Origin of the sequence: Actinospineispora spinosispora DSM 44797, assembly GCF_000429025.1 — a bacterium.
Classification (GTDB): Bacteria; Actinomycetota; Actinomycetes; order Mycobacteriales; family Pseudonocardiaceae; genus Pseudonocardia; species Pseudonocardia spinosispora.
In genome coordinates this window covers 1-26,478 of record NZ_AUBB01000028.1, presented here as the reverse complement: position 1 = coordinate 26,478, position 26,478 = coordinate 1, and the positions used below count along the sequence as shown (strand labels likewise).

Below are 26,478 nucleotides of genomic sequence, written 5' to 3'. Positions count from 1 at the left end.
CTACGCCTACGGCGCCGCTTCGCGGTAGAACCACCTGCCGCTCACAGGGGGTGTCAGCGCTTCTCCATGGCCAGGTAGTCGCGCTCGGCGGCACCGGTGTAGAGCTGGCGCGGACGGCCGATCTTCGTCTGCGGGTCGGCCATCATCTCGCGCCAGTGCGCGATCCAGCCCGGCATCCGGCCGAGGGCGAACAGCACGGTGAAGAACTTCGTCGGGAAGCCCATCGCCCGGTAGATCAACCCGGTGTAGAAGTCGACGTTCGGGTACAGCTTGCGCTCGATGAAGTAGTCGTCGGCGAGCGCGCGCTCCTCCAGGGACTTGGCGATGTCCAGCAGCGGGTCGGACACACCCAGCTTCTTGAGCACCTCGTCTGCACTCTGCTTGACGATCTTCGCGCGCGGGTCGTAGTTCTTGTAGACCCGGTGCCCGAAGCCCATCAGGCGGGCGCCCTTCTCCTTGTCCTTGACCCGGGCGATGAACTTGTCGATGTCGCCTTCCTCGACCTCCTTGATGCGGGTCAGCATCTCCAGGACGGACTGGTTGGCGCCACCGTGCAGCGGCCCGAACAGCGCGTTGATGCCCGCCGAGATGGAGGCGAACAGGTTGGCCTGCGACGAGCCGACCATCCGCACCGTCGAGGTCGAACAGTTCTGCTCGTGATCGGCGTGCAGGATGAACAGGACGTCGAGCGCCCTGGCCAGCTCCGGGTCCACCTCGTACGGCTCGGCGGGGAAGCCGAACGTCATGCGCAGGAAGTTCTCCACGGCGCCGAGCGAGTTGTCCGGGTACAGGAACGGCTGGCCGATCGACTTCTTGTACGCGTACGCCGCGATCGTCGGGACCTTGGCCAGCAGCCGGATGGTGGACAGCTCGACCGCGTCCTCGTCGAACGGATCCAGTGCGTCCTGGTAGAAGGTCGACAACGCGGAGACGGCACTGGACAGCACCGGCATCGGGTGCGCGTCGCGCGGGAAGCCGTCGAAGAACCGCTTGAGGTCCTCGTGCAGCAGGGTGTGCCGGCTGATCTTGGTCTTGAAGGATTCGAGCTCGGCGGCCGTCGGCAGCTCGCCGTAGATCAACAGATAGCTGGTCTCGGCGAACGTCGAGTGCTCAGCGAGTTGCTCGATCGGATAGCCGCGGTAGCGGAGAATGCCGGCGTCGCCGTCGATGTAGGTGATCTCCGACGAGCAGGCGGCGGTATTGCCGAAGCCGTTGTCCAGGGTCACCAGGCCGGTATTGGCCAGCAGCTTGCCCAGTTCGACGGCGGAGGACCCCTCGGTGGCCTTCGCCACGCTCATTTCGTGCTCGCCGCCCGGGTACTGCAGTACGGCGGTCTCGCGGGCGGTGTCGCCCTCGGAAGAAGACATGTGGAGGTTCCCTCTCACACTCGGATGACGCTTGGTTTCAGCGACAAACTAGTGCCTGGATCCCCGGGTCTGCTTCACTCACAGCTTCGCGGCGTCGAGCTCGGCGGCCGTCGGAGGCTCCGCCCCGGCCCTTGAAACGGTGTGCGCGGCGGCCTTCGCGGCGAACCCCGCGACGTCGTGCCACGCCTCCTCGGACAGTGCCGCGAGCCCGTCCCTACTCAGCGCACCATGGGCATAAATCCTGGCCAGGAGCGCGGCGTGAGCCGTGTCACCAGCACCGATTGTGTCGACAACCACTGTGGGGACGCCCGGAACGTCGATCTTGCCGGCCGCCGTCACGACGCTCAGCCCTTCGCTTCCGCGAGTGATAATGATCGCTGTGACGCCGGCGTCCAGCCACTCTTTCGGGTGAGCCATGTGAAGCCATTCCGCGTCCTCGTCGGACACCTTCAGCAGGCTCACCGACGGCAGCCAGGACCGGAACCGCTCCCGGTAGGCGTCCGGGTCGGTGATCAGGTCGGGACGGATGTTCGGATCGAGACTGATCACCCGGCCCGCGTCGGCCTCCCGGCGCAGCACCTTCGCGTACACCGAGGCGCCGGGCTCCAGCACCATCGACAACGTCCCGAGCGCGACCGCTCGCGTGTCCGAGGGCAGCGGGCCCGGGTCGACGATCAGCCGGTCCGCCGTGCCCTCGGTGTAGAAGCCGTACCGCGCCGAACCGGACGGTTCGAGCCCGACGACCGCGAGCGTCGACGGCTCGTCGCCGCGCTGCACCAGCGAGATGTCGACGCCGGAGCGCTCGGCACGCTCGAGCATCGCGCTGCCGAACGGGTCGGTCGACACCCTGGACAGGAAGCGCACCGGCACGCCGAGCCTGCCCAGCGCGATCGCCACGTTGTACGGACCGCCACCCCAGCGCGGCAGCAGCGGACCGCTCGGGTCATGGCTGTCCGGGCCCGGCACCAGATCGACGAGCGCCTCGCCGCCGACGACGATCACGGGCCCACTCGGGTACTCGACATGATCGGAGTCTGACAACCGAGCGTGACCAAGTCGAGAGCCGTACGGACGATTGCGCGAATAGTTGCGCATACCAGCGTTGATAGTTGCGGCCACCACTATTGGCGAGTCAAGGACGGCAAAACATACTCGCGAGTACTACGGTCACCGCGTGCCACCGCGACCAGACCCGGGGTTCCCCTACCACCGCATCGTCGATGATCTGCGCTCGGAGATCCTCAGCGGGAACCTCGCGCCCGGCTCGCGGATCCACTCGGAGTGGAGCCTCGCCAGCAAGTACGACACGAGCCGCCCGACGGTCCGCAGAGCGCTGGCCGTACTGAAGTCGGAGGGACTGGTCGTCACCCGGCAGGGCCAGGGCTCGTTCGTCCGGTCCCTGCCTCCGGTGCACCTGAGCATGGGCGGCATGCACCTGCGCGGCGACCGGCGTCGCTCGGGCCGTCCCGGGCTAATCGAACAGCTCGAGGAGCAGGGCCACCATCCCGAGTTGGTGCTCGACGCAGTCAGCGTGGTGAAGGCGCCCGACTACGTGGCGGAACGGCTCGACATCGAGCCGCACGCCGACGTCGTCCTGCGCGGAGAACTGCTGGTGGTCAACGGCGATCTGATGGGCACCAGCGACCGCTACTTCCCACTGGCGATCGCCGAGGGCACGGCCATCGCCGAGGCCCAGCCGGTCCCGGGCGGCATTCTCGCGCTCATCGAGGACCCGGACGGCCCGATCCGCCGCACCATGGAGCGTTCGGTCGACGAGATCACCTCCCGGTTGCCCACCGAGAGAGAAGCAGCGAAACTCGGAATCCCGCGCAGTTTACCGGTATCCCGATTACTCCGCACCGGATACGACACCACCGGTACCGCGATCGAAGTGCGTGAAGCGCTCGGTGTTGCCGATCGGTACGAGTTCCGGTACGAAGCGAACTTTCGCTGAGTGGGCTGAACTATTCTGTTGTATTGCCAAGATCCTGCTACCCTGGGTTTACTGTCTCTTAAGACTCGGGGGAGTTCAAGACATGGTTATCTACGGGGTACACACTCAGGCATGGGGTCAGGTCGGCGAGATCGAAATCCTGTCCGCTGAGCGCAGCACAGCCGAGAGCCATGCTCGCACGCGATCGAGCGACTGGCCACACGGTTCCGTCGCGGTGACCGCACGGGAGCTCGACTCGGTCGGCTGTCTGCGTGTGTTGTCGGAATGGCGTAACGGTGCGCGAATCGATTCCAGAGGCGATGGCCCGGGGGAATGGCGCAAGACCAAAACAGTGTGCTGATCTAGGGCAGCTCCGCACTGAATGATGACCCGGGCGACCACTCGCCCGGGTCATTCTTTGCCCACGTGCTCCGGATTGAAATTGATACGCCCTACAACAAGGTAGTTGACAAACCAGAGCAGTACACCGATTCCCAGCAGGATGCCGGCAATCAGGAACTGACTCGCCGGACGACCGGACAGCGGCGTCGCGAGGAATCCGCACAGTCCGATACCCAGGATCGGCGCCCAGGTCGGTGCACGGAAGTGCCGGTGCTCGACCTTGTCCTTGCGCAGCACCAGCACCGCGACGTTGACCAGGGTGAACACCGCGAGCAGCAGCAACGCGGTCGTGCCGCCGAGCACACTCAGGTCCACGCTGATCACCAGGATGTAGGCGATGACGCTGGTGAACAGGATCGAGACCCACGGCGTGCGCCGCGTCGGGTGCACCGTGCCGAAGAAGTTGGGCAGGATGCGTTCGTTCGCCATGCCGTACAGCAACCGGCTGGCCATCAGCATGTTGATCAGCGCCGAGTTGATGACCGCGAGCAGACCGATCGCCCCGAACAGCTGCAGTGGGAAGCCGGGTGCGCTGACCTGCAGCACGTGCAGCAGCGCGCCGCTCTTCGCGGCGGCCAGCTCACGCGCGGGCACCAGCATCGAGGACACGATCGCGACCAGCACGTAGACGGCGGCGGCGATACCCATGCCGACCAGCATCGCCCTCGGGAAGATCTTGACCGGGTCCTTGGTCTCCTCCGCCATGTTGACCGAGTCCTCGAAACCGACCATCGCGAAGAACGCCAGCGACGTCGCCGCCGTGATCGACAGCAGCACACCGGTGTCCGAGGTGTCGACCTCGACCAGCCGGCTCGCGTCGCCCTGACCGCTGCCGATCGCCCACAGCCCGGCCACGATGATGATCATCAGGCCGCCGAGCTCGATGAAGGTGAGCACCACGTTGGCCTTGACCGACTCGCCGACGCCCCGGAAGTTGATCAGCGCGAGACCGACCACGAAGACGAACGCCACCAGCCACAGCGGCAGCGTGGCGAACTGCTTCAGGTAGGTGTCGCCGAACGCCTTGGCCGCCGACGCCGCCGAGGTCACACCCGAGCTCATCACGGTGAACGTCACCATGAACGTCAGGAACTGGACGCCGAACGCCTTGTGCGTGAACAGCGCGGCGCCGCCCGCGCCGGGGTACTTGCCGACCAGCTCCAGATAGCTGAACGCGGTCAGGAACGCCACCACGAACGCGGCGAGGAACGGCACCCACAGTGCACCGCCGATCCGCGCGGCGACGTCACCGGTCAACGCGTAGATGCCGGTACCGAGGATGTCCCCCACCACGAAGAACAGCAGCAGCTTCGGGCCGATGGCCCGTTTCAGCTCCGGTTTGCTCTCCGGCTCCACAACCGCCTGATCACCCATCCTGAGATGTTCTCAGCAACCTTTCGTGAGTGGCAAGGGTGTCTACCGCGAAGCGGCGCGAAGCGTAGGCGCTCGGAGCACTCACGACACGCTTTTCGTCGTGAGTGATCCGGGCGCCTATAGGCGCCCTTGCCACTCACGAGTCGACGGCGAAGCCGAGATGCCTTGGAGCCGGGGACGGAGGAACCCAGCCCCCTCAGGACCCACTCACAGGAGCCCGATACCGCCAGAACGCCGGCAGCAGCGCGACCACGATGATCGTGCCGACCACCACCGCCACACCCCCGGCGGCCGAGGCGGGCCCGGGGCCGACGGCGTCCGCCGCGTAGCCGTGCCAGATGTCCGCGAGCCGAGGCCCACCCGCGACGACCACCATGAACACACCCTGCATCCGGCCGCGCATCTCGTCGGTGGCCACCACCTGCAGCATCGTCGAGCGGAACACCGCGCTCACCAGGTCCGCCGCGCCACCGACCGCCAGACACAGCACGGCGAGCCAGAGCGCGTGCAGCATCCCGAACGCGGCCACCCCGATGCCCCAGACGCAGATCGCGATCGTCACCGCGACGCCTTGGCGCCGAACCCGGTGCAGCCACCCGGAGAACAGCCCGCCCGCAACCGCACCGATGCCGATCGACGCGTACAGCAAACCCAGTGCGATGCCGCCGCCGGGCGGGTCGTGGAACGTCCGCTCGGCCATCTCCGGGAACACCGCGCGCGGCATGCCGAACGCCATCGCCACGATGTCGACCAGGAACGACACCAGCAGGATCTTCTGCGTCGCGACGTACTTGAAGCCCGCGATCACGTCGCGCAGGCCGGCCGTCCGACGCAGACCGTCCTCCCCCGGCGTCGGCGGCAGCTTCGGCAGCAGCCACGTCGCCCACAGGCTGGCCAGCAGCGCGATCGAGTCGATCAGGTACAGCGTGGACAGCCCGATGAACGGGATCAACGCACCCGCCAGGACCGGGCCGACGATCGCGCCGAACTGGAACACCGTCATGTTCAGCGCGTTCGCCGCCGGCAGCTGCGGCGCGGGCAGCAGCCGGGGAAGCACGGCGCTGCGCGTCGGCTGGTTGACCGCGAGCATGCCCTGCTGGACGGCGAACAGGATCAGCAGCACCCACACCGACCCGACGCCGGTGACCGCGAGCGCCCACAGCGCGAACGACGTCACCGAGATGCCCGCGCCGGTGATCAGCAGCAACGTCCTGCGGTCCATCGCGTCCGCGATCGCGCCGCCCCACAGGCCGAACACGATGAGCGGTACCAGCCCGAACAGGCCGGTGAGCCCGACGTAGGCCGAGGTGCCGGTGAGGTTGTAGATCTGCAGCGGGACCGCGACCACGGTCATCTGCGCGCCGATCGTGGTGACCACACCCGCAAGCCACAGCCTGCGGAACTCCAGGGTCCGCAGCGGGGTGGTGTCGGCGAGCGCGTCGCGGGCCCTCGACGCCATCACCGCGAGCCTGCCGCGCGACACCGGCGGGCGGTTCGACTGGGGTGAGGGCTCGGGTTCCGGCTCTGGCTCTGTCACGCGACAAGACTTAGCACGCCGAACTACCTATTTCACCGGCAAGGTCGGTGGCGCTGCTCATAAGGGCCGTGGCGATCATTCGGTAACAGATCCACCCGTTAGGCGAGATGTATATCACTCACGATGATAACATCACTCTGAGTGACGGTCTGGTGACGAAGGAGTCGGGCATCTCCCATCGAGGTTCAGAGCGGGGCGACATGACGGCGTCCGACGACGACGCACTGCTGTTCGAGGGCAACGCGGCGCTGATGAAGCTGCTGGCACAGCTCTATCCGATACCGGCCAAGGGCGAGCCGAACCGGCCGCTGATCTGCCTCATCCGCGATGACCACGAACCCGAGCTGCTGCCCTCGATCCGTGCCCGCATCGCCTCCGGCCTCGAGGTGAACAAGGTGCTGAGCCTCGACCTCAGGAACCCTCCGTCACAGGAGCGGCCGATGGAGGTCACGGTCGACGACGTCACACAGGTCAGAAAGGTGCTCACGGCTCTGGCCAAACAGCTCGGCGGGACGAACGATCGACGGCAGCGCGTTCACCGGTTCCGCAGGTTCGCGCTGCTGAGCTGGTTGATGGACCAGCAGATCACGCCGGCACACGTGGATCAGTCGGCTCGCGAACGGGCACTGCGATCCTCGCTGCGCACCCGCGATCGCTATCGGCTCCCCGAGATTCCGAACGACCTGGCGATCCCGGCCTGGCTGCGGGCGGCCACCATCCCGCTCATGGCGCTGCTCTACCGGGCCCGGGTCGGCGGCAGGATTCCGCTGCTCAGCGGCTACTACCGGTGGGTCATGCGCCCGCAAGCGATCGCTCCTCGGCGCGCGGGGAACGCTCTGGGCGTCATGCTGGAACTCACCAGGGACGACTGGCCGCACAAGCCGGAGACCACACTGCTGTTCCTGGTCAACTCGTTCATGGAGGACCTCCGGGCCGCCTACCGCAGCCCAGTCAAACGGTTCCTCGGCGTGCGCAGGACAACCTGCTGTCTGCTCGCGATCAGCAACATCACCCGCCGCAACGGCGGCTACCAGCTGTTGCGGGCGATCAACGAGGTACGCAACCGCACGCAGCTCGCCGATCCCCTGCTGGTGATCACCGAGAGCCTCCGCGTGCCCCCGTTCGCGACGATGCCTGCCACCGTCGATTCGGTCGCGGCCGCCGATGTCGCGTACCAGGCCTGGACGAATACGCTGGATCAAGCGTTGCGTGAGCAAGGTCAAGCCGCGTGGTTCCTGCCGTTGAAGGTCCCGCCGCCACCTCAGACCCCCGAACAACGACACCCGCTGCGGCAACGTCTCGCCGCGACACCGGCGATCGTCGCCCCGCATGAACCCCACCTCCGCAAGACCGCCCGCCTCGGGACGGCCGGGCTCCTGGTCGCGGCGGGCGCGTTCAGCTACCTCTGGTGGAGCCAGACACATTGCGGCAATGGATTGAGCTGGCCAGGGCTGAGTCCAACAGTGGCCTGGGCGAATGACGAATGCGTCGGGGTGTCCGATGACCTGACCGTGCTGTTCAGCCCGCTCGACGACTCGGCACGGAGCCTCAACCAGCTGGTCCATGCCCTCAACGACGAGGTGGACGACCGGCACGACCAGCAACCCGCCCGGCCGATCGTCACACTGGTGTACCTGGGCGCGCTCAGCGTGACCGGACCGAACACCGGCGCTCTGGCCGCCGAGAGCGAGGGGCTCAAGGGCATGGCGGTGGCACAGCGCCGTCAGCTGGACGCCACTGCGAGCACCGAGCCGCTGGTGAAGGTCATCTTCGCCAACGCGGGCCAGCGCATGGCCAACGGTGTGCAGGTCGCCGCATGGATCGGATCGGTCGCCTCGGCCGACCCGACACTGGTCGGCGTCGTCGGTCTCAACCAGAGCTACCAGGCCACCTCGGACACGGTCGATGCACTCGCGAATCACGGTGTTCCGACCATCGCCGTCACCATCTCCACCGACAGCTTCGCCGACGAGATGCTGATGTACTACCAGATCGCGCCGCAGAACAGACGCGAAGCAGCAGTCGCCGCGGCCTATGCCGATGCGCACACGCCACCGGGGGATGTGCCGGCCCGTTCGGTGCGCATCTACTTCTCCGACAACAGCGCGGATCTCTACAGCAGAAATCTGGCGGCTGACGCTTCCGAGGCGTTCAGCGGACACGGGTTCAGTGTGGAGCGTGTGTCGTTCACCCCGGACGGCAGCGATTCACCGGGTTCGCTCACCGATGCGGATCGGCATGTGGCCAACGCGAACCAGGCGGGCACCGACTCATGCGGTCATCCCGGTTTGGTGTTCTACGCGGGAAGGCCGGCGCCGGACTTCGGCCAGTTCCTGGCATCCGCGAGGAACTGCCTCACGACACCGCGGATTCTCGCCGACGACGACACGACACGCCACGCGGCCAATCCTGTGGCGCGGAGGCAGTACCCGTCGGTTCCGTTCGACTACGTGGCGTTCGCGGTGACCACGCCGAGCCAGGCCTCAGCAAGCCCCGAACTGGACTTCTACAACAGCTACGGACGGATGTTCCCGACCGACAATCCGGCCGATCGGTCGCTCGACGGGTATGCGGCGCTGGCCTTCGACGCGGCGGAAACGTTCATCACCTCGGTACAGCACCTGCGATCCGGTCGGCAGAGCATCCCGATCTCACCTACCGCGGTGTGGCGCCAGATCTCGTCGATCACCGCTCCTCGCGGGATTCGCGGTGCCTCGGGCTACATCGACTTCGGTGGCGAGAACGAGCGACGGGTGCCGAGGGACAAGCAGATCCTGGTCCTTCAGGTCCGCGGTGGCGAGGTCCAATCGACGACGAAAAGCTACTGCGGTCCCGCGCATGACCCTCGGACCCAGCCCTGGTGCCCGTTCGACCCACCTCGCTGAGCCATCGCTCGGTGGCACTTCTCATAGCCACTACCGGCTGCGCATCATCCCGGCCCGTCGCGCGTTGATCCGTTCAGACACGCGTTTCGGGAGAGGTATGCATTCGGCACGGGCCATCGTCACCGCGGCGGCATGTGGCGCGGCGCTGGTCGCGCTGCTGCCCGATCCGTCGAGCCCTTCGACGGCGTACACGCTCGTCACGAGCGAGACGCACGCCATGACGTCGATCGAGCGTGCCGCGCTGCTCGCGTACTGGAGCTCGCCCCCCGGCACGCTCGTCGACGTGTCCGCGCCGCCGCCGATCGTGCTGCGCGGCTCGCTGCGGTTCCCGCTTCCGTTCGCCGACCTGGAACAGACCCGGCGGCTGAGCTGGCCGAGCAACGTCACCGCCGAGCACGACGCGACGCTGACCCTGGAGAACGGCTTCTACTGCCTGTGCGAGGACGGCAGCTCGGGGCTGCCGCCGTCGCACGTCGAGCCCGGCCGGATGATCATTCCCAGCTCGGACGGTGGCGCGCTGATCCCGACCGGTGTCAGCTCGGGGCCGGTCGGCGTCACCGTGCGGGTGCTCGGCGCTCCTCCCGGGCCCGCCGATCGCGGCGAGTGGGACCAGGTCGAGGACGCGAAGCTCATCGCCACCGGCATGCACGTGACGGTGTTCCCGCAAGAGGGCAAGCTTCCCGGGTTCCCCCGGCTGTCGATCGAGCCCGGCAAGCCGTACCACGTGCGAGTGTCCGCGCGGACCAACCCGGCCGGTTCCGATCTGCCGCCCCGGACGCACCTCGTGGAGCTCTGGACCAACTCGGCGCGGTAGCTGTGGGCGCGGAATCCCCCGACTCGCGGTGCCCAATCCCCCGACTCGCGGTGCCGAAACGCCCGACTCGCGGTGCCGAAACGCCCGACTCGCGGTGCCGAAACGCCCGACTCGGTGTGCTGAGGGGACCGACTCGCGGGTGAGGTGGGGTGGGCGAGGGGGTCAGGGGGCCAGGCGGTGAATGGTCCAGGAGTTGTTGTGGGCGGTTCGGTCGTAGGCGAGGCGGTCGTGCATGCGGTTGGGGCGGCCCTGCCAGAACTCGACCCGCTCCGGACGGATCAGCCAGCCGCCCCAGTGCCGGGGCAGCGGAATCTGCTCGGCGTCGGCGTAGCGATGCGTCACGGCGTCGAGGGAGTCGTCCAGCGCCTTGCGGCTGGACATGATCACCGACTGCGGTGACGCCCACGCACCGAGCTGCGAACCGCGTGGGCGGGTCGCCCAGTACGCCTCCGACTCGGACTGGCGTACCTCGGTGACCGTGCCGCGCAGGTTGACCTGACGGTGCAGCCCGTACCAGGGGAAGGTCACCGCCGCGCGCTGGTTGGAGCGCAGGTCGCGGCTCTTGGCCGAGGTGTAGTTGGTGAAGAACACGATGCCGCGCTGATCGATCGTCTTGCACAGGACGCTGCGGCTGGACGGCGCGCCGTCCAGGTCCGCGGTGGCCAGCACCATCGCGTTCGGTTCCGGCAGCTGCGCCTCGACCGCATCGGCCAGCCAGTTGTGCAGCTGCTCGTGCCAGGTCGCCGCCAGATCCCCCGCGTCGAACGACGTCTCGGCCGCCACCGCGCGACTCTCCATCCGATCAACCGACATGGTTGTGCCACCTCTCCGCCCCGGGTTACTGACCGTAGGTGTGGAAGGGCCCCGCGCGCTAGCGTTCGTTTACACAGCACGAATGTGATATCGACAGCACATGACCACCGCGCCCATCGTGCGCCCGAGCCGGCCCGAGCTGATCGCGGCGATCACCGGTGAGGACTCGCCCAACCGCACCGGCAGCCGCTTCGGTTTCCTCGCCACCGACCTAGGGATTCTGTGGGACGACGGCGAGGGCGGCCTGTTCGCCGTGTTCGGGGACACCTACGGCGAGGGCTGGTGCGGTCCGGGCGCCGGCCTGCGCACCGCCGACCACCGGCGCAACGTGTTGGTCCGGTGCAGCGGCGACCGTCCGGAGGACGGGCTGGTGCTGGAGTCGGCGATCTGCGACCGGCCGGGGCACGCCGCCGAGATCCTGCCCAAGGACCGGCGCCGCTGGATCGAGTCGACCGTCATCCCGACGGCGGGCATCGCGGTCGACGGCGTCCAGTACCTCCACTACATGTCGGTGATGATGTGGGGCGTTCCCGGCGGGTGGCGCACCAACTACGGCGGCATCGCGCACTCCGTGGACGGCGGCGAGACCTGGACGAAACGGCGCTCGGCGCGCTGGCGCAACACGCTGCTGGGACGCAACCCGTTCCAGATGGGCGCGTTCACCCGCGATGATCGCTGGGTCTACCTGTTCGGTACCCGCAACGGCCGGTTCGGCGACGTCCACCTGGCCAGGGTCGAGCCGACGCAGGTCGGCGAGCCGAAGCGCTACGAGTACTGGACCGGGCAGGGCTGGGGCACCCGGGTGCGGCGCGCGGTGCCGGTCGCGGCGGGGCCGTGCGGCGAGCTGTCCGTCGCGTTCCACCGGGGTCTGGGCCTGTGGCTCATGGTGCACCTGGACGACCGCGCCGGCCGGATCGTGCTGCGCGCCGCCCGCGAGGTCACCGGTCCGTGGAGCGACGGTGAGACGTTGGTCTCCGGGCAGGACTACCCCGCACTGTACGGCGGCTACCTGCACCCCGGCGCGCTGGACGGCGACGACATCTACTTCGCCATGTCGCAGTGGGGTCCCTACAACGTGTACCTGCTCCGCGCACGTCTTGTTAGTGATCCTTAACCTTGGTTAGTGTGCGTTCACCTGGCGCGAGCTGGCCTTTCACCGGAGTGTGACGCGTTTTGCTCTGCCATCGACGCGATTGCGGCCTAGTCTCGGCCTCACCAGACGACCTACCAGTGCAGGTGTGCACAACGGTCCCCGCACCGGTGTAGGGACCTACGAGGAGGACCCCGTGACCAACGCAGCCAGCGCCGGCTCCGCCACGAACGGAACGGCCGGGTTGTCACAATCGTCAGCAACTGGCTCGGAGGTACCCCCTCCGCCGCCGGGCTTCAAATCCGGGCTGGAGGGCCACGTCGCCTTCCGCACCGAGATCGCCGAACCGGACAAGGACGGCGGCGCCCTGCGTTACCGAGGCGTCGACATCGAGGATCTGGTCGGCAAGGTGACCTTCGGCAACGTATGGGCGTTGCTGGTGGACGGCAGGTTCGGTCCGGGCCTGCCGCCGGCCGACCCGTTCCCGATCCCGGTGCACACCGGTGACGTGCGGGTCGACGTGCAGGCCGCGCTGGCCATGCTGGCCCCGTACTGGGGCTACCGGCCGGTGCTCGACATCAGCGACTCCGACGCCCGCGAACAGCTGGCCCGGGCCTCGGTCATGGCGCTGTCCTACGTGGCCCAGTCCGCGCGCGGCATCGGCATCCCGGCCGTTCCGCAGTCCCGGATCGACCAGGCCAAGACGATCACCGAGCGGTTCATGGTGCGGTGGCGCGGCGAGCCGGACCCGGCGCACGTCAAGGCCATCGACGCCTACTGGGTGTCGGCCGCCGAGCACGGCATGAACGCCTCGACGTTCACCGCGCGGGTCATCGCCTCCACCGGCGCGGACGTCGCGGCGTCGCTGTCCGGCGCGATCGGCGCGATGTCCGGACCGCTGCACGGCGGCGCGCCGGCGCGGGTCCTGCCGATGATCGCCGAGACGGAGAAGAGCGACGACCCGACCGCGCTGGTCAAGGGCATCCTGGACCGCAAGGAGAAGCTCATGGGCTTCGGGCACCGGGTGTACCGGGCTGAGGACCCGCGTGCCCGCGTGCTGCGCCGCACCTGCGAGGAGCTCAAGGCACCGCGCTACGAGGTGGCGGTGGCGCTCGAGCAGGCCGCGTTGAAGGAGCTGCGGGAACGTCGTCCCGACCACCCCATCGAGACGAACGTCGAGTTCTGGGCGGCGGTCATCCTCGACTTCGCCGAGGTCCCGCCGCACATGATGCCCGCGATGTTCACCAGTGCCCGTACGGCCGGCTGGTCGGCGCACATCATGGAGCAGAAGCGCGAGGCGAAGTTGGTCCGGCCGTCCGCGCAGTACATCGGCCCCGGCCCGCGCCGTCCCTCCGAGGTCGACGGCTGGGACGAGATCTGACGCCGTGAGTGGCGAGTGGTCTCCGAGGACCACTCGCCACTCACGGCTCCCGGGCAGGACTGACGTTTACGGCCTAGCCTGAAACCATGGCCGATGCGGACATCAACTTCTACTTCGATCCGGTGTGCCCGTTCGCCTGGATGACCAGCAAGTGGGTCCGCCAGGTGCAGGCGCAGCGCGACTACACGGTCGACTGGCGGTTCATCTCGCTGCGCCAGCTCAACGCGCACATCGACTACGACACGCATTTCCCGCCGGAGTACGAGGCGGGCCACACCGCCGGGCTGCGGCTGCTGCGGGTCGCGGCACGGACCTCCGCCGAGCAAGGCGCCGACGCCGTCGCCGCGTTGTACGAGGCCTACGGCGCGCACATCTTCGAGACGCCCAAGGACGAGCAGGGCAGCGCCGGTTCGCGCGGCACGCGGGAGTTCGTCGAACCGATCCTGACCTCGGTCGATCTGCCCATCGGGCTCGCCGACGCACTCGACGACTCGTCATGGGACCCGACCATCCAGGCCTCGACCGACGAGGCGCTGTCGCTGACCGGCAAGGACGTCGGCACACCGATCCTGCACTTCCAGCCGCCCGAGGGCGTCGCGTTCTTCGGTCCGGTGATCAGCAGGCTGCCGTCCGACGAGCAGGCGGCCGTGCTGTGGGACCACGTCATCGGGCTGGCCCGGTTCCCCGGGTTCGCCGAGCTGAAGCGCAGCCTGCGCGAGCTGCCGCAGCTGCCCGCGCTCGGGGTCTCCCAGGACGAGGTCGGCGTCTCCCAGGACTGGCACGGCGGTAGTCGCCGCCAGAAGAAGTAGCTGGAGCGGGCTTCGCCGGGGCAGCTGAGAGAACCCTGCCAATATTGAGGCGATGCTTAGGCCGGGGGCGGTGCGCGACCGCGCCCATTGTCCCGGCCGGGCGTTGGGCGGGGCATGAGACATCACACAGCGTCGCTGCTCCTCGCCGGTGGGCTGCTCGCGCTCCTGGCCGGCTGCAACAACAGTTCGTCGACCCCGGCGGACACCTCGTCCGAATCCGCGTCACCGACCGCTTCGGCGACGCCGGCCCCGACACCGGCTCCGGATACGACCTCGAGCGGCGACACCGACTCGGGCAGCGGGTCCACCTCCACGACCACCACCGTCACGGTGCCGACCACGGTGACCACCGCCCCGTCCCACCACGGCGCACCCCAGAACCAGCACCACAACCAGGACCAGAACCACACCCAGGACGAGCACCAGCACCAGAAGCCCGACAACAGGTAGCTCCGCGCCCCGCACGACCCCACCGTCCACATCGCGTCGCAGAGCGTCGTGTCGCGTCGCAGACACTGCAGTGTCTGCGACGCGACATGAGGCTCTGCGAGGACGCAGCCGAGCGCGGCGGGGTCAGCTCGCGGTGACCGGGGTGCGGTAGCGGGCGGCGGGGGTGGTGACGGACAGGTTGGGCGCCAGGGTCTGGCGTGCCGACTCCAGCGCCTCCCACTGGGTGACGTCCTGCAGCGCGGGGATCGTCACGAGCTCACCCTGGTCGAAGCCGGCCAGTGCGGCGTCGACCATGTCCTGCGCCGACATCACCATGGTCTCCGGCAGGTTCTCCACCGGGTTACCGGCGATCGCCCAGAAGTCGGTGGCGGTCGCGCCGGGCAGAACGGCCTGCACCTGCACGCCCTGGTCGGCGAGCTCCTTGTGCATCGACTGGGTCAGTGCCAGCACGTAGGACTTCGACGCGCCGTACACACCGTTCAGCATCTCCGGCACGACGCCGACGACCGAGGCGATGTTGATGACCGCGCCGGCGCCGCGCGCCACGAACTGAGGCGCCACCGCGTAGTTGAGCCTGGTCAGAGCCGTGACGTTCAGTTCGATGATCCGCTGCGCGAGGTCGACGTCGGTCTCCAGCAGCGGGCCGAGCGCGCCGATGCCGGCGTTGTTGACCAGCAGGGTCAGCGCGGAGTTGGTGCGCAGCTCCTGCTCGACGGCCGCCACGCCCTCGGGCTTGCCGAGGTCGGCGACCAGTACGTCGACCGTGCGACCGGTCTGCTCGGCCAGCTTCGCGGCGAGCGCGTCGAGCCGTTCCTGATTGCGCGCGACCAGGACCAGGTCGTAGCCGCGGCGGGCGAGTCGGTCGGCGTACACGGCGCCGATCCCTGAGGAGGCGCCGGTGATGAGTGCGGTTCCAGAAGTCGTCATGACATAACCGTAGCGCTTTTACTTCTGTCTGCACACTGTGTCGTGCGACATAAGCGAGTACGCTATGGGTATGTCCGATTTGGCGAGCGCCCGCTTCGGGATCGCTCCTGCCCCCGCGGGCCTGGTACTGGTCCAGGAGCTGCTCAACACGGTCCCGGTCGTGTCGTCCCCCGACCTGCTCGACGAACCGCCGACCGCGCAGAACTGGCTGGACCAGGCCGTCGCACTGTGGGCCGAGCAGACCGGCACCGAACCGACCCGAATCCCGCTCGGCCGCGACGACCTCGACGCGCTACGCGTCCTGCGCTCCCAGCTGAAGCGGATCGTCGCAGGCGAGCCGGACGTCGAGGCGCCCGCCGCGCACGGCGCGCTACGACTGGCCCTCAGCGGCGACGGCCGGCTCACCTCGTCGCCGGACGGTGACGGCGCCGCGTGGGTCGTCTCCGCGGTGCTCGGCGAGATCTATCTCGCGCACCAGCACGACACCTGGCGTCGGCTCAAGAGCTGCCGCAACGGCACGTGCGGCACGGTGTTCTTCGATCGGTCCCGCAACAACAGCGGGGTCTGGCACGACGTGCACGTGTGCGGGAACGCCGCCAACCTGCGTGCCTCCCGCGCGCGTCGCAAGCAGCGCGAACAGGTATAGATTCGCCGCATCAACAGTGAGAACAGTGGTGTCGTCGTGTCCGCCGAGCGCTTCGACGAGCTGGTCGCCGAGGCGTTGGACCAGGTCCCCGAAGGACTGGCCGAGGCGATGAACAACGTGGCCGTGCTGACCGAGGACGCCCACCCCGAGGACCCTGATCTGCTCGGTCTGTACGACGGAATCCCGCTCACCGAGCGCACCAGCGACTACGGCGGCGCACTACCGGACCGCATCACCGTCTACCGCGAGCCGCTCATGGCGATGTGCGCCGACGAACCGGAGCTCGTCGAGGAGGTGCTGATCACCGTCGTACACGAGATCGCCCACCACTTCGGCCTCGACGACGACCGCCTGCACGAGCTGGGCTGGGGCTAGTGTCCCGAGTCGGAAGTTCGCGCACTGATTCCGGCGCCCAGATGCCGCCTGGCGGCGGCGCCGTCGTTGCAAGTACCCCGGTACGAGCTGCCTCCGGCGCCTTGCCAGACGACATCTGGATCACCGGACTCAGCACACGAACTTGCGACTCAGGACACTAGCTCAGGACGGGTAGCTGCTGATCCCGCCGCCGACCATCTCGATCGACGTCTCCAGCCACTCTTCCAGGGCCGCACGCTGCTCGGACTGCGGACGGGAGCGGACGTAGCCGAGCACCTCGTCGGAGGCGAGCAGCCGGAAGATCAGCACGAGCTGCGCGGCGACCACCCGCGAGCACGGGGCGTGCTCGTCCTCCCCGCACTCCCTGGCGAGCGCGACCGCGAGCTCCTGTTCGATGTGCTCCCACATGAGCCACATGCGCGCCTGCAGCCCCGCGCTGCCGCGCACCGTGCGCCGCATCCGGGCCATCTTCTCGACGGCCTGCGACCCCGACTCGGACATCATCTGACGCAGCAGTCCGGCCATCGCCTGCAGCGGTGTCTCCGAGGGAGCGCGGTCGCGGATCCGGGCGACCACCCGCGCCCTCATGTCGTCCTCGCCGTCGAAGACCAGGTCCTCCTTCGACGGGAAGTACACGAAGACCGTCTTCGGCGCGATGTTCACCGCGTCGGCGATCTCGACGACCGTGACGTTGTCGTACCCGCGCTCGGCGAACATCGACTCCGCCGCATCCAGGATCGCGCGCCGGGTCATCAGCTTCTTGCGCTCGCGCAAGCCCAGCCGCGCACCGTCGCCGCTCTCGACCCTCATCCGATCAACCCTAGAGTGGCTGACACGCGATGGTTCCGGGGAGCCCTCATGCGCCGGCCACTCCATCCGTCGCGTAGGTCCGCAGGTGATCCAGAGCGAGGTCGAGCGCGGCGGAGAGCGCCTCGGTGTCGCGACGGGCCTGGGTGAGGAGCAGGCCGCCCTGCAGCGCGGCGAGGACGCCGAGGCCCAGCCGTTCGGGATCGGCATCGGCACGCAGCTCGCCCCGGTCGCGCATGGCGGCGATGCCCCGGGAGATGGCGTGTTCCCACCGGCTGAAGCCGTCCGCGAGGCCGTCTCGCGCCACGGCGTCCACCTCGGCGACCTCCGGGAGCAGGGAGCCGATCGGGCAGCCGCCCGCGCAGTTCCGGTTGCGCTGCAGGTCGACGATCGCGTCCCGCCAGATCCGCAGCGACTCGAAGCTGTCCAGGTTGCTCAGCAGCGGTTGTTGCGCGGCGAGCACCTCGTCGGCCTGGTGCCTGACGACGGCACGCACGAGCTCCTGCTTGTCGGCGAAGTAGTGGTACAGCTGCGAGCTGCTCACGCCGGCCGCCTGCCGGACGTCGTCGATGCTGGTCCTGGTCACACCATTCTCGAACATCAGCCGCGCGGCCGCCTCGACGATCCTCGCCCGCGTGGCCCGGCCCTTGCGGGTCAGCCCCGGCGGTTCGGCGGCGATCGCGGTGTCACTCACCCTGTCAGTTTACCCAGTTTCTGGAGTTGACAATCCAGAACGTTGCACAGAGGATGAGTGGATCGTTTAATCCAAAAATTTGGTGGAGGCATCTCGATGACCGCAGGCACCGAACCGACGTCGCTCGCCGAGCAGGTGGCCGCGATGGAGGCCCAGCTCGGACCCGCACTGCCCGCCGAGGCGCTGGCCGCGTTCGATGAGAACCGCGCGCTCCTCACCCGGGGAGGGGTGCCCGCCGGTGTGTCGAAGCCCGGTTCACCGCTGCCCTCGGCCGACCTGCTTGACGTTCACGGCGCACCGACCACCGTGGCCGAGACCGCGGGTGGCCGCCCGTCCGTGCTGGTCTTCTACCGGGGCGCGTGGTGCCCGTACTGCAACGTCGCGCTGCGTGCCTACCAGCAGGAACTCGTCCCTGAGCTGGACAGGCTGGGCATCACGCTGATCGCGGTCAGCCCGCAGAAGCCGGACGGCTCGCTGACCGTCGCCGAGTCGAACGAGCTGAGCTTCGCGGTCCTGTCCGACCCCGGCAACCAGCTCGGCGCCGGGCTGGGCATCCTCAATGCCCCGACGCCCGATGCCAAGGCCGCCCAGGAAGGCCTCGGCATGAACCTCGCGGAGGTCAACGCGGACGGCACCTGGACACTGCCGATGCCGACGGTCGTGCTGGTGGACGCCGAGGGCACGATCCGCTGGATCGACGTCCACCCCGACTACGGCACCCGCACGGAACCCGCCGACATCCTCCAGGCGATCCGCACCACCACCGTCTGACCCCGCCCCTCACCACCACCAGGCGGCACGAATGTGGCTTTAGGGACATTGAACGTCCCTAAAGCCACATTCGTGCCGGTGGGTCAGGGCGTGAAGGTGGTCTTGGCGAACGTGCTGAAGGTGCGGGGGGTGCGGTTCAGAACCTGGTGCACGCCGTCGCCGAGTGTTGCGTTGCGGCCGTCGAGGACCTCGGCGAACAGTTCGACGAGCCGTGCTGCGAAGTCGGCGGGCAGGCCCGCCTCCGTCAGGCCCGCCTGCATCTCCTGCCCGCTGATCGGGTGGTAGTGGATGTCCTTGCCCGTGGCGGCGGCGATCTCGGCGACGGCCTCGGCGAAAGTGAGCAGCTCGGGGCCGGTCACGTCGTAGGTGCGACCGATGTGGCCGGGCTCGGTGAGCGTGGCGACCGCGACGTCGGCGAGGTCGTCCAGGTCGACGAACGGCTCGCGGACCTGGTCGGCGGGGAACGCGACCTGGCCGGCGAGCACCTGGTCGATGAGCATGTCCTCGCTGAAGTTCTGGGCGAAGAAGCTGGCGCGCAGGATCGTCAGGTCGGCACCGGTCGCGGCCACCGCCGCCTCGCTGCGTTCCGCGCCCGCCTCTCCCCTGCCGGTGAGCAGAACGATCCGGCGAGCACCGGCGTCGACCGCACGCCGCGCGAACGCACCGATGAGCTCGGCCGCGCCAGGGAAGCCCGCGTCCGGAGCGTAGGTCAGGTAGATCGACGTGACGCCGTCCAGCACCGGAGCCCAGGTGCTCTCGTCGTCCCAGTCGAAGCGCGGTTCGGTCGACCGCGCGGCGAGCCGGATCGGTACCCCGCGCTCGGTCAGTCGCTGTGCCACCCGACGGCCGGTCTTGCCGGTTCCGCCGACTACCAGGGTCAGTTCGTTCTGTGTCATGCCTAGAGTCAACCGCCAACAAACGAGACAAAACATCGCTGAGCAACCCAGAAACATGTCTGTTCGTCTACACTGCCCCCAACCCAACAACAGCAAGGCCAACAACAGCAAGGCCAACAACAGCAAGGCCAACAACAGCAAGGGCAACAACAGCTAAGTCGGCTCCGCGAGTCTCCGAAGGAGTTCCGGCGAAGGCCGGGCAGTGAATGTCCGCACCCACGCTCCCAAGCCGAACGGCGGCTCCCAGGGCGACAACAAGCGCGCGCTCAACCGAGGAACGAGGTTTGTTTTTCTGGGAGTACCCCCGACGGCGAAGCCGAGGGGGTGGTCACAGAAAAACTCCGCGCGGAAAGGGCCGAGAGTATGGACGCACTGGCCGGGCTGCTCGACGGACCTCGCGCACGCGGGGCGTTCCTGCTGCGCTGTGTGATGGAACCGCCGTGGTCGATGCACATCAAGGACGAGGCTCCGCTGTGCCTGACCGCGGTGACCAGCGGCCATGTCTGGGTAGTGCCCGAGGGCGGCGAGCCTCGGCGGGTGGACGCGGGCGACATCGTGGTGACCCGGTGGGACGGCCCGTACGTCTTCGGCGACGATCCGTCGACGCCGCCGCAGATCGTCATCCATCCCGGTCAGGTATGCACCACCAGCGAAGGCGTCGAACTGGTCGACGAGCTCGCCATCGGTACCCGGACCTGGGGGAACAGCGCACACGGCAGCACCATGATGCTCATCGGCGCCTACCAGCTCGACGGCGAGATCGGCCGGAGCTTGCTGCGCGCGCTGCCGCCGGTGGTGATCCTGCGCGCCGAGGAGTGGTCGTCACCGCTGGTGCCGCTGCTCGCCGAGGAGATCGTGAAGGACGACCCCGGCCAGGAGGCTGTCCTCGACCGGCTGCTCGACCTGTTGCTGATCAGCGTGCTGCGCACCTGGTTCGCCCGCCCCGAGGCGGACGCGCCCGCCTGGTACCGCGCGCACGCCGACCCGGTCGTCGGGCGGGCGCTGCGGCTGCTGCAGCACAATCCGGCGTACCAGTGGACGGTCGCGTCGCTGGCGGCGAAGACCGGGGTGTCCCGAGCGGCACTGGCCCGCCGCTTCACCGACCTGGTCGGCGAGCCGCCGATGAGCTTCCTGACCGGCTGGCGGCTCGCCATGGCCGCCGACCTGCTGCGTGAGCCGGAGGCGACGGTCGGCGCGGTCGCCCACCAGGTCGGCTACAGCGGCCCGTTCGCGCTGAGCACCGCGTTCAAACGGGTCCGGGGAGTCAGCCCGAAGCAGTACCGAGAACGTGCTCTGACCTCGTGAGTGTTGAGTATGGCTATAGCCGTACTCAACACTCACGAGCCTTTGCGTTCCAGGGTTGCGAGGGCTGCCGCCGCGAGTGCCGCGCAGACGAAGGACGTCAGCGACGCGGACAGCCAGGACGGCGGGACCAGGCCGATGCCGTTCTGGATTCCCAGCCACAGGTCCGACCAGCCTGCGAGGCCACCGGGGTTGAGCAGCTGGTAGACGCACAGCCCGATCAGCCAGGCCAGCAACATCAGTGGGCGGGACGGTGCGGTGACCGTGAGGTCTGCAGGCAGCGCGCGTCGCACCAGGGCGTCACCCACACCGACGCCCAGCAGCGGAACGAACACCGAGCCGATGACGCTCAGGAAGCCCGCGTAGGAGTTGATGTCGACCAGCAGCGCGAGCACCGTCACCAGCGCACCGATGCCCAGGCACAGTCCGCGCCGGTCCGCGCGCGGCGCGAGGTTCTGCACCGAGACCGCGGTCGAGTACACGTTGGCGAAGGACTGGTCGGTCTCACGCACCACCAGCACCAGGAACGCGATCAGGCCGAACGGCGCGGCGAGCATCGGCGCGAACACGGCGTCCCCGTCGCCCGCCACCATCGCCAGCGCGGCGAGCCCGATCAGGTAGGTGAGGATCTGGGCGATCGCGTAACCGACGGTCGCGGCGGTGAACGCCGCACCGGTCTTGCGTGCGTGCCGCGAGTAGTCCGAGGCCACCGGAATCCAGGACACGGCCACCGCGATGGCCGCGTCGGCACCCCGCCAGAAGCCCGCCCAGCTGCCCTGGCCGAGCGCGCCGGCGGGCGGCGACTGCCGGAACAGGTGCCACGCCAGGTACGCGACCGAGATGGCGACCGCGATCGTGACGACCCTGCGCAGCAGCCGCAACATGCCGAGCGGGCGCAGGGTCAGCACCGTGGTCAGCACCCCCGCGCCGACGACCCACGCCCACCTCGGCGTCGACGGGAACGCCGTCAGCCCGGCCTGCGCGATCACCACCAGCTCGAAGGTCCCCCAGCCGATCAGCTGGACGACGTTGAGCGCGGTCGGCACGGAGGACAGCCGCGCGCCGAACAGACCGCGCAGCAGCACCATCGCCGGTGCGCCGGTCTGGGCTCCGGGGATCGCGGAGAGCCCGACCATCGCACTGCCGATGACCGTCCCGACCACCGTGGCGAGCACGGCCGCCGCGATGGTCAGGGCGGGTGAGCCCGCCGGTTGCAGCACCGCGAGCGCGCCCGCGAAGCCGAGCAGGCTCACCCCCAGGTTGACCCAGAACGCGCCCTGATCCAGAAGGCCCAGCGTGCGCGGCACCGGCCCGTCGAGCCGGGGTGCCACCTCGTCCTCGACGGACGGACTGGTCGTCAACCACTTCAGCACGGTCACCCCTCAGCAGATCCCGGTGGGACATTAATGCCGATCGGGTGATCGCGCGCTGCGTCGAGTCCGCGATCACACACGCGCCTTGACTGTGAGTGCACTCAAAGTCATAGCGTCGAATCCGTGACTACACAACAACGTCCGATCGGATCCGGATTCGACGCGCGGAGCACCTCCGGGGACGTGCTCGACGGGATCGACCTGAGCGGCAAGCTGGCGCTGGTGACCGGCGGTTACTCGGGCATCGGCCTCGAGACGACCCGTGCGCTCGTCGCTGCCGGCGCACACGTCGTCGTACCGGCCCGGCGTCCCGACCAGGCCAAGGAAGCGCTCGACGGCATCGCTGACGTGGAGATCGCCGAGCTGGACCTCGGTGATCTGGAGAGCGTGCGGGCCTTCGCCGACGGCTTCCTCGCCACCGGCCGCGGTATCGACATCGTCATCAACAGCGCCGCGATCATGGCCTGCCCCGAGACCAGGGTCGGCCCCAGTTGGGAGGCTCAGTTCGCCACCAACCACCTCGGCCACTTCGCCCTGGTCAACCGGCTCTGGCCGGCCATCGTCGACGGCGGTGCGCGGGTCGTGGCGGTCTCCTCTGCCGGTCACCGCCACAGCGGCATCCGCTGGGACGACATGGCTTTCGAGCACGGCTACGACAAGTGGCAGGCCTACGGTCAGGCGAAGACCGCCAACGTGCTGTTCGCGGTCCATCTCGACAGGCTCGGGCGCGACAGCGGAGTTCGCGCGTTCGCGCTGCATCCCGGCGGGATCATGACGCCGCTGCAACGCCACCTGCCCCGCCAGGAGATGATCGACTCGGGCTGGATCGACGCGGACGGCACTGCGCTCATCCAGTTCAAGAGCGTCGAGCAGGGCGCGGCGACCCAGCTGTGGGCGGCGACGTCTCCCCGGCTGGACGGCATGGGTGGGGTGTACTGCGAGGACTGCGACATCGCCGCGCCGCACGCCGACTCGGCTGGTCCGGTGGTCGCCGGTTCGAGCATCGGGGTGTTCGACTACGCGGTCGACCCGGAGCAGGCGGCCCGGTTGTGGCGGCTGTCCGCCGAGCTGACCGGCCTCGACGCGTTCGCCACGACAGGCTGACGGGTAAAGATTCCTACATCAATGCAGCTTTGCTGACGAGTGAGGTCGGGTTGAGGGATACGCTCCGCTGGTGACCCCGGCCGCAAAACGTTCGTATGCACGCCGTATGCCGCCGGCCGAACGGCGCACGCAGTTGCTCGACGCCGCCCTGCAGATCATCAACAGCCAGGGCGTCGCCGCCGTCTCGGTCGATGCGGTGTCGCGGCTGTGCGGGGTCACCCGTCCGGTCTTCTACACGCAGTTCACCGACACGCAGCACCTGCTGCGCACGCTGCTGGACCGGGAGACGAGGTGCGCGCTCGACCAGATCATGTCGGCCACCCCGATCCCGACCGGCGCGGTCGACCCGGTGCGCTGGTTCGTCGAGGGGACCCGCGCGGTGGTCGCCGCCGTAGCGGAACGCCCCTCGACGTGGCGCGCGATCCTGCTGCCCATCGGTGAGGTCCCGGATCCGGTGCACACCTACCTGCAGCAGGCCGAGGAGACGATCACGGTGCGGTTCGCCGAGATCATCCGGTTCTTCCTGCAGGGACGCGAGCACACCGACGAGGTGGACGTCGAGCTGCTCGCCCGGCTGCTGCTGCGTCTGCTGGGCGAGGCGGGCAGGCTGGTGCTGGAAGACTCGTCGGACTATCCGCCGGACCGCATCATCCGATTCGCCGCCACGGTCGCCGAGGGCTTCTTCATCCGCTACCCGGAGGTCTGAGTTGTCCTTCGCGCTCGCCCCCGACGGCGCCCGGATCGCCTACCAGACCAGCGGGGAGGGAGCACCACTGCTCCTGCTCGCCGGCCAGGCAAACTCGCACCACTGGTGGAACGGCGTGCGCGCGGACTTCGCCCCGTACCGGACGACGATCACCCTCGACTACCGGGGTACCGGCGACAGCGACGCACCCGACGAGCACTACAGCACCCGGGGTTTCGCCCGGGACACGATCGAGGTGCTGGACGAGCTGGGGATCGACCGAGCCGACGTGTACGGCACGTCGATGGGCGGGCGGGTCGCACAATGGGTCGCGGCGGACCATCCCCGGCGGGTGCGGTCGCTGGTGCTGGGCTGCACGTCACCCGGCGGCACGCACGGACTGGAGCGCGACGCGGAGGTCCGCGCCAAGCTCGCCGACCCGGCGGTGAGCCGCCAGTTCCTGCTGGAGCTCATGTACTCGCCCGCCTGGCTGGCGGACCACCCCGGGCCATACTGGACGCTGGGTGATCCGCACATGTCGGCCCGATCCCGGAAGCTGCATTTCCGGGCCAGCGCCGAGCACGACGCCTGGGACGCGCTGCCCCGTATCGCCGCGCCGACGCTCATCCTGCACGGGGATGCGGACCGGTTCAATCCGTCCGCCAACGCCCCGCTGCTGGCGTCGCGGATCCCTCGCTGCCGGGTTGAGCTGATCCCCGGGGCGCGGCACGCGTATTTCGAGGAGCGGCGGGATGTCGCCAGTCCGTCGGTGGTCAACTTTCTCGCCAGCTGAATTGTTTCCCCCGCTGGCCATCAATCGTTCTTGGTGTGGCCGGTCGTTGTCAATCCCGCTTCGCGCTTCGACGCAGCCACCCGGTGCACATGCAGCAGGGTCGAAGTAAAGGATTGACAACGACAGGCCACACCAAGAAGCAGGCCAGGATCGCGGAGCAAGGGTGGAGTATGCGGCGAACACACAACACGACTGGTCCCACACCTGCGACTGCTCGCGAGGAAATTTGTTTGCAGTAACAATCTTTAAACAGAGACAACAGCCAGTTAGCAGGCTCGCAGCCTGCGCCTTTGGGCTCGCGGGTCGGGGACCGTAGTCGGGTACGTCGGCGACGCAACCTTCGGGGCTTCAACTTCTCTAAAACTTTTTCGCTCGAACCCCGGATTTTGCTGCAAAACTGTCAGACCCCCCTGAGACCATAGGGTCATGACCGAAACCGTGCTCCACACCGCCACCCCAAACGGGATGTCGGCGTTGAGCGCGTGCGCGGGTCAGGAACTGATCGACCGACTGCAATACGAACGCCACCACATCCAACGCCGCTCCCGCTACAACGAGCTGTACCTCATCTCCCGGCTAGACGCCGAAGGCGAGTTCGCCGAACGCGGAGTAGTCGCCAAAGCCGCCGTGGCCGACATTCTGCAGATCAAACCGGCAGAGGCGTACAAGGTGACCCGGCTGGCCAGGCACGTGTTCCCCACCGTGACATTGACCGGTGAAACCCTTGCACCGAAGCTGCCGTGTACCGCCTCGGCGTTGGCCGACTATGAGATCGACCCCGCCCATGGGCTAGTCATCGACATCGTGTTGAACAGCCGCGCCGCCGGACGATTGGACCCCGGCGCCTGGACCAGCATTGAGCAGACATTCTCCGAATGGGCACGCACACTCTCACCCCACCAACTCGCCGTCGAAGCGCACTGGCTGATCAGCCACCTCGACCAAGACGGACCCGAACCCGGCGAAGACGGATGCGACGAGCTGCTCAACGAACTGTGGCTCACCCCGAACCCCGACGGTGGGGGCTGGATCAAAGGCACCCTCGACGCCGGATCCTTCGAAGAAATCAAACGCGCCGTCCTCGCCACACTCCTGCCAGAAGCAGATGAGCGCAAGACCCTGCCCCAACGCCAAGCCGACGCACTCGCCGAAATCTGCTCCCACTCGTTGGACGAAGGCCGACTGCCCGCTGAAGGCGGAGTGAGGCCGCATGTCACGGTCATCATGACCGAACGCGACCTACAGCAGAA

At 68.3% G+C, this 26,478-nt stretch carries 25 protein-coding genes; 14 read left to right on the top strand and 11 right to left on the bottom strand.

The window, feature by feature from the left end; all coding sequences use genetic code 11:
* Nucleotides 1-53: 53 nt before the first annotated feature.
* The gene (locus G406_RS0114030) at nucleotides 54-1,367 is read right to left on the bottom strand and encodes a citrate synthase (protein WP_028934342.1); all 1,314 of its coding nucleotides are present in this window, start codon (nucleotides 1,365-1,367) and stop codon (nucleotides 54-56) included.
* A 78-nt stretch (nucleotides 1,368-1,445) separates the two neighbouring features.
* Complete coding sequence (locus G406_RS0114025) at nucleotides 1,446-2,369, bottom strand: carbohydrate kinase family protein (protein ID WP_028934341.1); 924 nt, start codon at nucleotides 2,367-2,369, stop codon at nucleotides 1,446-1,448.
* A 172-nt stretch (nucleotides 2,370-2,541) separates the two neighbouring features.
* Between G406_RS0114025 and G406_RS0114020 the strand changes: the two genes are divergently transcribed.
* Complete coding sequence (locus tag G406_RS0114020; protein WP_028934340.1) at nucleotides 2,542-3,321, top strand: GntR family transcriptional regulator; 780 nt, start codon at nucleotides 2,542-2,544, stop codon at nucleotides 3,319-3,321.
* Nucleotides 3,322-3,711: 390 nt separating this feature from the next.
* On the opposite strand, the gene G406_RS0114015 is transcribed toward G406_RS0114020, so the two are convergent.
* Together G406_RS0114015 and G406_RS0114010 are read right to left on the bottom strand one after the other, a co-directional pair.
* Nucleotides 3,712-5,076 (bottom strand): APC family permease, encoded by a 1,365-nt coding sequence (locus G406_RS0114015; RefSeq protein WP_028934339.1) that lies wholly within the window; start codon nucleotides 5,074-5,076, stop codon nucleotides 3,712-3,714.
* Between the two features lie 196 nt (nucleotides 5,077-5,272).
* On the bottom strand, nucleotides 5,273-6,535 hold the full coding sequence (locus tag G406_RS0114010) for an MFS transporter (protein ID WP_028934338.1): 1,263 nt from the start codon (nucleotides 6,533-6,535) through the stop codon (nucleotides 5,273-5,275).
* 230 nt (nucleotides 6,536-6,765) lie between these two features.
* On the opposite strand from G406_RS0114010, the gene G406_RS0114005 reads away from it, so the two are divergent.
* Both G406_RS0114005 and G406_RS0114000 read left to right on the top strand, forming a co-directional pair.
* Complete coding sequence (locus tag G406_RS0114005) at nucleotides 6,766-9,498, top strand: type 1 periplasmic-binding domain-containing protein (RefSeq protein WP_156934858.1); 2,733 nt, start codon at nucleotides 6,766-6,768, stop codon at nucleotides 9,496-9,498.
* 97 nt (nucleotides 9,499-9,595) lie between these two features.
* Complete coding sequence (locus G406_RS0114000) at nucleotides 9,596-10,312, top strand: hypothetical protein (protein ID WP_028934336.1); 717 nt, start codon at nucleotides 9,596-9,598, stop codon at nucleotides 10,310-10,312.
* Nucleotides 10,313-10,474: 162 nt separating this feature from the next.
* Here the strand turns inward: G406_RS0114000 and pdxH are convergent, their stop codons facing one another.
* Complete coding sequence (gene pdxH, locus G406_RS0113995) at nucleotides 10,475-11,125, bottom strand: pyridoxamine 5'-phosphate oxidase (RefSeq protein ID WP_028934335.1); 651 nt, start codon at nucleotides 11,123-11,125, stop codon at nucleotides 10,475-10,477.
* A gap of 100 nt (nucleotides 11,126-11,225) precedes the next feature.
* Between pdxH and G406_RS0113990 the strand changes: the two genes are divergently transcribed.
* From G406_RS0113990 to G406_RS0113980, 3 genes are all read left to right on the top strand, one after another.
* Nucleotides 11,226-12,239, top strand: a complete 1,014-nt coding sequence (locus G406_RS0113990) for a glycoside hydrolase family 183 protein (protein WP_051342077.1) — start codon at nucleotides 11,226-11,228, stop codon at nucleotides 12,237-12,239.
* A gap of 220 nt (nucleotides 12,240-12,459) precedes the next feature.
* Nucleotides 12,460-13,596, top strand: coding sequence for a citrate synthase 2 (locus G406_RS0113985; protein WP_028934333.1), 1,137 nt, complete (start codon nucleotides 12,460-12,462; stop codon nucleotides 13,594-13,596).
* 86 nt (nucleotides 13,597-13,682) lie between these two features.
* Nucleotides 13,683-14,405 (top strand): DsbA family protein, encoded by a 723-nt coding sequence (locus G406_RS0113980; RefSeq protein WP_028934332.1) that lies wholly within the window; start codon nucleotides 13,683-13,685, stop codon nucleotides 14,403-14,405.
* A 122-nt stretch (nucleotides 14,406-14,527) separates the two neighbouring features.
* Here the strand turns inward: G406_RS0113980 and G406_RS0113975 are convergent, their stop codons facing one another.
* Both G406_RS0113975 and G406_RS0113970 read right to left on the bottom strand, forming a co-directional pair.
* The gene (locus G406_RS0113975) at nucleotides 14,528-14,848 is read right to left on the bottom strand and encodes a hypothetical protein (RefSeq protein WP_156934857.1); all 321 of its coding nucleotides are present in this window, start codon (nucleotides 14,846-14,848) and stop codon (nucleotides 14,528-14,530) included.
* 130 nt (nucleotides 14,849-14,978) lie between these two features.
* On the bottom strand, nucleotides 14,979-15,782 hold the full coding sequence (locus tag G406_RS0113970) for an SDR family NAD(P)-dependent oxidoreductase (protein ID WP_028934330.1): 804 nt from the start codon (nucleotides 15,780-15,782) through the stop codon (nucleotides 14,979-14,981).
* Nucleotides 15,783-15,852: 70 nt separating this feature from the next.
* Between G406_RS0113970 and G406_RS0113965 the strand changes: the two genes are divergently transcribed.
* Together G406_RS0113965 and G406_RS0113960 are read left to right on the top strand one after the other, a co-directional pair.
* A complete protein-coding gene (locus tag G406_RS0113965; RefSeq protein ID WP_051342076.1) occupies nucleotides 15,853-16,428 on the top strand; it encodes a CGNR zinc finger domain-containing protein in 576 nt (191 codons plus the stop codon).
* A 36-nt stretch (nucleotides 16,429-16,464) separates the two neighbouring features.
* Entirely contained in the window at nucleotides 16,465-16,803 is a 339-nt protein-coding gene (locus G406_RS0113960) for a metallopeptidase family protein (protein ID WP_028934328.1), read from the top strand.
* Nucleotides 16,804-16,965: 162 nt separating this feature from the next.
* On the opposite strand, the gene G406_RS46755 is transcribed toward G406_RS0113960, so the two are convergent.
* Together G406_RS46755 and G406_RS0113950 are read right to left on the bottom strand one after the other, a co-directional pair.
* Entirely contained in the window at nucleotides 16,966-17,613 is a 648-nt protein-coding gene (locus G406_RS46755) for a TetR/AcrR family transcriptional regulator (protein WP_051342074.1), read from the bottom strand.
* A gap of 46 nt (nucleotides 17,614-17,659) precedes the next feature.
* Nucleotides 17,660-18,304, bottom strand: coding sequence for a TetR/AcrR family transcriptional regulator (locus tag G406_RS0113950; protein ID WP_245607114.1), 645 nt, complete (start codon nucleotides 18,302-18,304; stop codon nucleotides 17,660-17,662).
* Nucleotides 18,305-18,400: 96 nt separating this feature from the next.
* Here G406_RS0113950 and G406_RS0113945 point away from each other — a divergent pair, with 96 nt between their 5' ends.
* Nucleotides 18,401-19,075, top strand: a complete 675-nt coding sequence (locus G406_RS0113945; RefSeq protein WP_028934326.1) for a peroxiredoxin-like family protein — start codon at nucleotides 18,401-18,403, stop codon at nucleotides 19,073-19,075.
* A gap of 83 nt (nucleotides 19,076-19,158) precedes the next feature.
* On the opposite strand, the gene G406_RS0113940 is transcribed toward G406_RS0113945, so the two are convergent.
* The gene (locus G406_RS0113940) at nucleotides 19,159-19,971 is read right to left on the bottom strand and encodes a Rossmann-fold NAD(P)-binding domain-containing protein (RefSeq protein ID WP_028934325.1); all 813 of its coding nucleotides are present in this window, start codon (nucleotides 19,969-19,971) and stop codon (nucleotides 19,159-19,161) included.
* Nucleotides 19,972-20,334: 363 nt separating this feature from the next.
* On the opposite strand from G406_RS0113940, the gene G406_RS0113930 reads away from it, so the two are divergent.
* Nucleotides 20,335-21,276: an AraC family transcriptional regulator gene (locus G406_RS0113930; protein WP_028934324.1), complete on the top strand. Its 942-nt coding sequence runs from the start codon at nucleotides 20,335-20,337 to the stop codon at nucleotides 21,274-21,276.
* A gap of 32 nt (nucleotides 21,277-21,308) precedes the next feature.
* On the opposite strand, the gene G406_RS0113925 is transcribed toward G406_RS0113930, so the two are convergent.
* Nucleotides 21,309-22,646 carry a purine-cytosine permease family protein gene (locus G406_RS0113925; RefSeq protein WP_245607113.1) on the bottom strand — a complete coding sequence of 446 codons (1,338 nt, stop codon included), beginning with the start codon at nucleotides 22,644-22,646 and terminating at the stop codon, nucleotides 21,309-21,311.
* A gap of 123 nt (nucleotides 22,647-22,769) precedes the next feature.
* On the opposite strand from G406_RS0113925, the gene G406_RS0113920 reads away from it, so the two are divergent.
* The 4 genes from G406_RS0113920 to G406_RS0113905 all read left to right on the top strand — a co-directional run.
* Entirely contained in the window at nucleotides 22,770-23,750 is a 981-nt protein-coding gene (locus G406_RS0113920; RefSeq protein WP_028934322.1) for an SDR family NAD(P)-dependent oxidoreductase, read from the top strand.
* 70 nt (nucleotides 23,751-23,820) lie between these two features.
* Entirely contained in the window at nucleotides 23,821-24,456 is a 636-nt protein-coding gene (locus G406_RS0113915; protein ID WP_156934855.1) for a TetR/AcrR family transcriptional regulator, read from the top strand.
* Nucleotide 24,457: 1 nt separating this feature from the next.
* A complete protein-coding gene (locus G406_RS0113910; protein WP_028934320.1) occupies nucleotides 24,458-25,228 on the top strand; it encodes an alpha/beta fold hydrolase in 771 nt (256 codons plus the stop codon).
* A gap of 426 nt (nucleotides 25,229-25,654) precedes the next feature.
* Nucleotides 25,655-26,478 (top strand): DUF222 domain-containing protein (locus G406_RS0113905; protein ID WP_028934319.1); only part of this gene is annotated, 824 nt, incomplete at its 3' end.